Genomic DNA, 8,804 nt, shown 5'->3' on the forward strand with positions numbered 1-8,804 from the left:
CCGAGGATCAAAGAGAGCGAACGCAGCCATCGTCGAGGGGGTAGGAGAACTGACCGAGATCATCGGTCTCGTCGCTGCCTGTGAGTGTCTTGGGATCGCGCGTTCAAGCTATTACTACCTGGTCGATCCCCCGGTCAGGGAGCCAAAGCCGAGAAAGCCGAGTCCCAGAAGATTAAGCGATGCCGAGCGAGAACACATCCTCGCGGTCTGTCATTCGGAGCGCTTCTGTGATGTATCGGTTCGTGAGATCTATGCCACCCTCCTCGATGAGGGGATCTATCTGGCCTCGGTGGCGAGCATCTACCGGATCCTGGCAGAGGCTGGTGAAACACGAGAGAGGAGACGCCAAGCAACCCATCCCGCCAGGGTCAAGCCAGAGCTCTTAGCCACGGGACCAGGGCAAGTATGGTCGTGGGACATAAGCAAGCTCAAAGGTCCTACCAAGGGGATCTACTACCAGCTCTACGTGATCTTAGACATCTACTCGAGATCGATCGTAGGCTGGAGAATCGAGGATCATGAGAGTAGCGAGCTAGCCAAAGAGCTCATGGGTGAGGCGATCACAAAGGAGGGAGTCGATCCGAACCGCTTGACGATCCATGCCGATAACGGAGCCTCGATGGCCTCTCATAGTGTGGCAGAGTTCCTCGCCAACCTTGGGGTACAAAAGAGTCACTCTCGTCCCCATACCTCTAACGATAACCCCTTCTCCGAGGCCCAGTTCAAGACCCTTAAGTACCGGGGAGACTTCCCGGAACGCTTTGGGAGCCTCGAGGAGGCGAGGAGCTTCTTCCAACGATTCTTCACCTGGTACCAGTACGAACATCACCACGTGGGCCTTGGACTCATGACGCCCGCTGATGTTCACGAAGGCTACGCGGAGGTGATCACCGAACGAAGGGCCGAGGTGTTACGCAACGCCTCTGAAACCCACCCCGAGCGCTTTGTGAGAAAGATCCCAACCCCGCCCACCCTCAACAACAAGGTCTGGATCAACCGACCAAGTGAAGAGGAGATGAAAGAGGGTCCTTAGGCGGACGGGAGTTAACGTTTTGACTACTAAACTCATGAGTAGCTCGTACATTTTTTGTAGAGACATTCCGACGTGGTCCGGCACCACGTCGTCGTCGCGGTCAACAGTTACTGTGCCAAGCCTTTGATTAGAGACGCGGATCCACCTCTTCGCTCTCTAACGCGAGAACTCCGAATGCACACTCATGGATTCGATAGAGGGGTTCACCGGCGACAAAACGCTCTAGACCTTCAATGCCGAGTGAAAACTCGTGCAAAGCGAGCGATCGCTTCCTTCCAAGGGACCGGGTACGCAAACGAGCAAGGTGTTGGGGCTCGGTGTATTCTGGTCCATAGACCAGCCGGAGATACTCAGGTCCCCTCACCTTCAGTGCAGGTTGCGTAAGGCCCCTTTTGCCAAAGTGCACCACCTGGGCAGGTTTTACCACCATCCCTTCGCCTCCGTCGCTGGTCAGTTCCTCCCACCACGCATAGCCTCGCTCTTGAGACCCACTGTCTCCCAAGCTCACAAAAGTCGCCTGGGTAGACCGAAACGTCATTGGGTCAGTCTCAGCGAGTCGCGTGATGAGATTCAGATGCCATGCGTGGTCCTTCAAGGCGTGTACGGAACCTTCTCCTGCCAAAATCTGGAAAGGTGCGAGTTGTAGATCATCAAGAGACCTCACCGGCCAGCTGTAATGCTGGTAGACCTTCGCGAAATTCTCAACATGGCCGATGCGTCGATTGAGCTGCTCAATAGCATGCGCCACATCCATGCCCCGCGCGGCCACAGCCTCGAGCACCTCCTTCTCCCTGCCAAGAGATCGAGCCGCCGCAGCGCCAACTACCGCATACTGGCGCCTCATGAGGTCCTCGGTCTTGAAGGACCAAGGCAGAATCTCGCAGTCGAGAATCAGCCACTCGGTCGCCAACTGATCCCACAGTCCCGCAGCCTCAATTCCCGCACGCACCCTGGCGAGGAACCTGTCGCCGAGTTCTTGTTTCCCAAAGAACGGGCGCCCCGTTCTAGTGTAAACCATACCGATGCTGGAGGTCTCAAAACCAAACCGACGACTTCCTGCATCCGCATCACGGAAGACCACAACCACGGCACGGGATCCCATATGCTTTTCTTCACAGACAACCTCAGCCACCCCTGCTTTTGCGTAGTAGGCAAAAGCCTCCTCGGGAGATTCAAGCAGATCGCTTTGCGCTGACGTCGCTGTCGGTGACATCGTTGCGGGCAGATAGACGAGCCACCGTGGATCCGCGGCAAACCTGCTCATCACCTCGAGGGCAGCCAAGGAATTCTCTTCCCTGATGGTCACGGTATGCCGCAAGCGCGTTTCAATAATATGTTTGCCCAACACATCACCGACGTCAAGAACTCCTGGTTCGCGGCCGAGACCTCCTTGTGGATCAACGACTAGTGGTTTGACCGGCTCGTAATATACCTCGCGCGCAGGCACGGACACGATCTCGCGTTCGGGATACCGCAGTGCCGTCAGCCGACCACCAAATACACAGCCCGTGTCAATGCAGAGCGTTCGGTTAACCCAAACTGGCTCCTTAACAGGAGTGTGCCCATAGATCACGCTGGCACTTCCGCGGTAGTCCTCGGCCCAGGGGTAGCGCACTGGCAAGCCATACTCATCCGACTCGCCTGATGTATCACCATAAAGTGCGAACGCTCTTACCGCTGCCGATGTTCTTCCGTGCATACTGGCAGGCAATCCCGCATGCGCCACAACCAAGGCGCCACCATCAAAGACATAGTGACTAATCAAACGATCAAGAAACTCGGCGACCTCTTCAGAGAAGGACGATGACTCCGCCCGCAACTGTTCTAAGCTCTCCCCGAGCCCATGGCGCACCTCGACCTTCTTACCCTGCAGAGCCCGCAACAATTTCACCTCATGGTTGCCGGATACGCATAATGCGCTGCCATGGCGCACCATCTGCATTGCGAGGCGAAGAACCTCAGGAGTTCCAGGTCCGCGATCTACCAGGTCTCCAAGGAAGACGACCCTCCGCCCCTCTGGATGGGAGTAGGCATCTTCGCCAGCAGCCCGGCAATACCCAAGTACCTCAAGAAGTTCTACGAGCTCATCAATACATCCGTGGACATCTCCGATGATATCAAAGGGGCCATGGTCGTTCCGACGGTCATTCCACACAGGCTCGCGCTCGACAATCACCTGCGCCACCTCTCGCTCGCCCGTGAGATGATAGACCCGGTGAAAACCCTCTCGTCTCAACCTTCTGAGGGATCTTTGCAACTGCGAGCTCTGATTGCGTAGGACGTGTGGTCCGAACTGCCGATCCATACGGGCGCCATTACGCGCTACGCAGAGATCAATGGGCATATCTAATACGATCGCTACGGCCAAAACGTGATGCCGCCTCGCCAAGTCGATCAACGACTTTCGCGCCTCGACTTGAACGTTGGTAGCATCAACCACTGTCAGCTTTCCAAGCTCCAACCGTTGTTCCACGATGTAGTCGAGGACATCAAAGGCGGCCTTGGTTGCAGACTGATCGTTTTCGTCATCAGAGACAAGAGCACGGCAGAAATCAGAGGAAACCACCTCGGTGCGCAAGAAGTGTTGCGCAGCAAATGTCGACTTCCCTGACCCAGAGACACCCACCAGAACGACCAAACACAGATCAGGCAACCTCAGCGTGCTCATCGGGAGAAGACCGCCATCTGGCTAGGAGCGCCATGTTCTTCATCCTCATCACCAATCCCACTGATGACAACGGAGTAGCCATATTTGTCGGCGACAGCACGACACCATCGATCAAACTCCTGTCTGTTCCACTCAAATCGATGATCAGGATGCCGAAATTCACCCTCACCGAGCAGTGGAAACAGCGAGTTATAGTCCGAATTTGGCGTCGTAACAACGACGGTTGTCGGACGGGCGAAACCAAAAACATTGCTCTCGAACGCACCCAGCTTCGTCGGATCGAGATGCTCGATCACCTCCACTGCCACCGCCGCATCAAAACCGACGAGTCGACTGTCGCAATAGGTGACCGATCCATGTAGTAGCTCCACACGGCCTCGCTCTCGCGGAGTCATGGTTTCGAGGTGAAGATGCGCCGAGGCCTTCTTCAAGGCCCTGTGCGCCACATCCATGCCCACCACACGCTCGATCCCCTGCTCGCTTAACAGCTCTCCGATCAACCTTCCCTCGCCACAACCGAGATCGACAATTCTTCGTGCACCGTGAGAACGCAGAGCCTCCCTCACCGCCTCTCGCCGACTCGCGCCCAAACCTTGCGTGCTTGCCAGAGGCTCATGACCCTTGTCTACCTCTGTCGAGAGCGGAAACCCAGACTCCTCATCAAAAAGCCGAGAAAGAGCCTGTTCGACGAGGTCATGGTGGTAGCGCAGATAGCGGCGCGCAATGAGGTCGCGCTCTGGATGTGTTGGTAGCCACTCTTGCCCTTGGCGCAGGAGCTTGTCAACCTCCTCTTGTCCCACCCAATAATGCTTCTCATCATCGAGAACAGGAAGAAGTACATAGAGATGCGAGAGAAGATGCTGCAACACGGCCTCTCCTCTCAAGGTCAGGGCAAAGAGCGAACTCTCGCCCCATCCCGGAAACCGCTCATCCAGGGCTACCGGATGAATCTCCACCTCGTACCCAAGTGGTTCAAAGAGTTTTCGTACAAGTTGTTCCCCCTGTGGACACGAGACCACCGGCATCTTCACCTCCAACGAGAGGGGGCGGTTCACCAGTTCTGGTCGCTCCTTGCATCGCCCGCCCATCGCGGTCGAGAATGCCGTGATCAACGCAACCGACAGCAACGATGAGGTCGAATAGGGCCGATCGTTGATGTACTGCGAGAGCGCCAAGTCGGCACCAGACGAGCCTTGACGTGCGCGCACGAGAGCGATCGGGTCGATATCAACTAGCAGCGCCGCAGTACAACGATCATGTTTCGCCTCGGGATAGACGACATGGACCGTTCCGAAGGAGAGTGAAACGGTGTAGTGAGAGTCTGGGTTCTTGTGCAACAGGAAACCCAGATCCGTCGCTGGCGATGTAGTCGTCGTGATCGTGAGTAACATCTTCCTCCCCTTATTCACCTTACCCGAACTTACGATTTATCCCACCAAACAGTCCCAAAACCAGGCGCCAGGTCCACGGGAAGTGGGGATCAAAGGATGCGTTCACGACGTTGGCGCCAATGGGCAGGTTCGATCACCAACAAAGTGCGTGCTTCAAACTGACCCGTGCCCTCCTCGGCCACGCACAGGGTTCGATTTGGAACTGTGGCTCAACTGGCCCAGCAGCACGCGGGCTCGATCATTAGGGAATCTCGCTCAATCCACCCTCAATCCTCAGATGACTGCGCATGCGCTGAACTACGGAGTCGCCAGTGGATAGAGGCAGACGACAGCCGGCGTGGCATGGAGAAATCCGATCAGTCCTTCGAACGCCTTGAGGACGGGCATCAAAGAGATGATCGATTGTTCTAGGAGTTAGGTCACAGAGGCCGAAGAAATAGCCGTTGTGTCACCAAGGTGCGCGGGTCCGCGTCGAGAAACAACATCGGCTGTCGGGTTCTTCGGTGCCATAAGGGTGAGCCCCACCGGCCAGCTCCTTGAGTGATCGGACGCACTATCGCTTCTGCAGACGACTGACAGGCCGAGCCGATCTTGATTGACATCGACAACTTGTTGCCATTTCCGCGTGAGTAGAGACCCATTTATCCTTCATACCAATCTTTGCCACCCTCCGTGAACAGGTCAACTCCATCAGTGAAAGGCAACACTTTTAGGCATAATTTAGCCATCTTTGTCGTTTTCGTCTTCAATCCGGTATTACGATCAACCAAGAACGCGGTTAAACGCAGGTGTTCGAGTTGTGCGAAGTCACCTTCTTCGTCCGTCTCCTGAGGCGATCATGGGGTCTGGAACATCATTGGGAGGCGATCGATGCGACGGCGTATGACCACAATGAACGACAATATTTCGGGCACTTACCACCCGAGACGTCCACTGTTGGATCGCATCAGTCGTCAGTGTGCTCGTCACCCATTCAGGGTAGTGATTGCCTGGCTTCTCATCTTGATCAGTGTCTTTGCAGTACATCGTGCCATCTCGAGCAAGTACCAGAACAACATCAGTCTTCCCGGGAGTCAGCCGTCGATCGGGCTCAAGTTACTCAAAAAGAATCAGCCATCTGCTACCGGCTACACCGGGTTGGTGGTGGTCACCGGAGACCATCTCACCACGTATTCGCACGCATTGGCTGCCAGTGAAACGAATCTACGTCGCCTCCACGACATAGTGGCGGTGGGCAACCCTCTCGCACCCCGATCGCCGGATCTTTCAAGTAACGGAAGGACCGCGCTGATCACCGTAACGACATCCGTCTTCCCCCCTTCGCTAGGGAAGGGTTATGCTCCGTTGCTCTATCAAGCCATGCAGCCAGCGACCCACGCAGGATTGACCGTTGATTACGGTGGCGGTTTTGCCTCCGTCGTCAATCCACCACTTCGTGATGCATCCTCAGAATCGGTCGGTTTTGGCATCGCTATCCTCGTGTTAATTTTCACATTCGGTAGTTTGATCGGGGCAGGATTGCCGTTAGCCGTTGCCCTCTTGAGTGTTGGAGTGGGTGTCTCAATCCTTGGCATTGTCGCTAGCATGATTACCTTCGCGACCGATGCGCCGACCCTCGCCCTCATGATTGGGCTAGGAGTCGGAATCGACTACGCCGTGTTGTTAACCACGCGATTTCGCCAGCGCATCATCGATGGCTATGACCCGGTTGAAGCCGCTGGAAGAACCGCCGCTACAAGTGGACAGGCAGTCATCATCGCCGCTGCGAGCGTCTCAGTTGCGCTTCTGGGTCTCTATGCGTCAGGCCTCACCTTCTTCGGTTTGCTCGGCTTCGCTGCATTCCTCTGCGTACTGACGGGAGCCGCTGGTGCTCTTACCCTGGTGCCCGCTGGATTGGGACTCGCCGGACGCAACATCGACCGCTTTCATGCGGGTCGCATTGCGGCGGAGTCTGGTGCCCACGATGACCTGTGGCATCGCTACACGCGGGCACTACAACGCCGACCCATCATCTTCTTGGCGGTGGGCATCGTCATCCTGGGGGTCCTCACGATTCCGTTCTTCTCGCTGCGCTTTGGTAATGTTGGCGCCGACTCCTATCCCGCCTCTTATAGTTCGCATAGAGCCTACGATCAGGTGACCACCGCCTTTGGCGCTGGCGCGAACGGACCGCTTGTGATCGCCGTCAACTTACACGGCTTTCATGGTCAAACCGGAACCCTGGCCGAACGTCTCGAAACGCAAATCAGTCAGGTTCCTGACGTCGCTTTCGTCACTCCTCCCACGCTCACCCCAAACCACGCCGTCCTCGTGACCTCGGTCGTACCCCAATCCGGGCCCAACAGCCAAGCAACCCAAAACTTGTTCAACACCCTGACCAACACCACCGTCCCCCATATCACCACTAGCTCGGGAGTTCACGGGTTCGTCACTGGCGGAACCGCGCTCCAAATTCAGTTTGACCAGACACTCAGCTCTGACCTGGCCGGCACTATCGCGGTCATCCTGATCACCGCGTTAATCCTGATCGCAGCGGCTTTCCGAAGTGTCGTCCTCGCCATCAAGGCAGTGATCATGAACCTCATCAGCATCGGCGCCTCGTATGGGGTACTCGTAGCCATTTTCCAGTGGGGATGGGGGCGTAGTCTGCTCGGGTTGTCGGCCGCAGTACCTATCGAGGCCTACGTGCCCTTGGTTGTCTTCGCGGTTGTCTTTGGGCTCTCGATGGATTACGAGGTCTTTCTCCTCTCTCGCGTGCGCGAACTCTGGCTCAAGACCGGTGACAACCAAAGAGCAGTTGCCGAGGGTCTATCCTCGACTGGGCGTGTCATTTCTGCCGCAGCACTCATCATGGTGAGCGTCTTTTTCGCCTTTATCGGGTCTCCCGATGTCGTGATCAAGATGTTCTCGGTTGGGTTTGGGGTTTCTGTCTTGATCGATGCAACGGTCGTACGTCTGCTGCTCGTCCCGTCGATCATGACCTTGCTTGGCACCAAGAACTGGTGGATTCCCCACTGGCTTGACCGCATTCTCCCCACCATCAATACCGAAGGGGTAGAGGAACCTCCTGTCACTCCTCCTCCAATCACTCCGCCAGTCGAAGTGATCAGTTGAACCATGGCACGGTCGCGCAGCTAGCCAAAACCCGGCCCGTCACTCCGCCTGTATAACCTCAGCGCCGCAAACACCCGCTGCTTCGGCCATAGTGACGGTGCGGCCGTTACGCGCATGGCTGGCATCGACACGCTTCTCCCTGCGTCCACGCCTCAAACCACAACCCCCTGGCCACATATCGTCACTCATCAAACTCACCGCACCACCCCCAGGTTCGCCACTCCAGTGCGGATACAGAGATACCGGAGATGCATGACTGTATTGGTCCCAGAGTGCGGGGTTACAACAGTTGTCGTAGAGATGTACTATGACGATTAATAATGAACTCGGCTGATTGGGCGCTGTCCAAGGGTAGACATCCTCTGACACCCTAGCCATCAGAGCCCTTGAAGGGAGATCCACTACAGTCATATCAAGGGCGGGGAACGAGGAGTCAGATGAAGGTATACCCGAGAGAACAGAAGGAACGAGTACTGAGAAGGCTCCTGGAACTAGGGGGTGGTGGGGATACTCCCGACGGTGCAATCACCAAGCTTGCCAACGCTGAAGGAATCCCCCTCAACACGCTCTACACCTGGAACGCCTCACTGAAGCGAAC

General features: G+C 56.3%; 4 protein-coding genes. 2 read left to right on the forward strand and 2 right to left on the reverse strand.

From position 1 onward, the window contains the following. Nucleotides 1-28: 28 nt before the first annotated feature. Nucleotides 29-1,033 (forward strand): IS3 family transposase, encoded by a 1,005-nt coding sequence (locus M7439_RS06305; protein ID WP_308464411.1) that lies wholly within the window; start codon nucleotides 29-31, stop codon nucleotides 1,031-1,033. Between the two features lie 127 nt (nucleotides 1,034-1,160). Here the strand turns inward: M7439_RS06305 and M7439_RS06310 are convergent, their stop codons facing one another. Both M7439_RS06310 and M7439_RS06315 read right to left on the reverse strand, forming a co-directional pair. After that, nucleotides 1,161-3,701 (reverse strand): polynucleotide kinase-phosphatase, encoded by a 2,541-nt coding sequence (locus M7439_RS06310; protein WP_298344747.1) that lies wholly within the window; start codon nucleotides 3,699-3,701, stop codon nucleotides 1,161-1,163. Next, nucleotides 3,698-5,092 carry a 3' terminal RNA ribose 2'-O-methyltransferase Hen1 gene (locus M7439_RS06315; RefSeq protein WP_298344744.1) on the reverse strand — a complete coding sequence of 465 codons (1,395 nt, stop codon included), beginning with the start codon at nucleotides 5,090-5,092 and terminating at the stop codon, nucleotides 3,698-3,700. The genes M7439_RS06310 and M7439_RS06315 overlap by 4 nt, the downstream gene beginning before the upstream one ends. Before the next feature lie 870 nt (nucleotides 5,093-5,962). On the opposite strand from M7439_RS06315, the gene M7439_RS06320 reads away from it, so the two are divergent. Further along, nucleotides 5,963-8,206, forward strand: coding sequence for an MMPL family transporter (locus M7439_RS06320; protein ID WP_298344741.1), 2,244 nt, complete (start codon nucleotides 5,963-5,965; stop codon nucleotides 8,204-8,206). Nucleotides 8,207-8,804: the final 598 nt, after the last annotated feature.

The sequence above is a fragment of the Ferrimicrobium sp. genome, assembly GCF_027319265.1.
Taxonomy (GTDB): Bacteria; Actinomycetota; Acidimicrobiia; order Acidimicrobiales; family Acidimicrobiaceae; genus Ferrimicrobium.

What these genes read in the sequence shown, in the direction of transcription:
- M7439_RS06310 (WP_298344747.1), bottom strand. Translation starts at nt 3,701, where the DNA reads ATGAGCACGCTGAGGTTGCCTGATCTGTGTTTGGTCGTTCTGGTGGGT.
- M7439_RS06315 (WP_298344744.1), bottom strand. Translation starts at nt 5,092, where the DNA reads ATGTTACTCACGATCACGACGACTACATCGCCAGCGACGGATCTGGGT.
- M7439_RS06320 (WP_298344741.1), top strand. Translation starts at nt 5,963, where the DNA reads ATGCGACGGCGTATGACCACAATGAACGACAATATTTCGGGCACTTAC.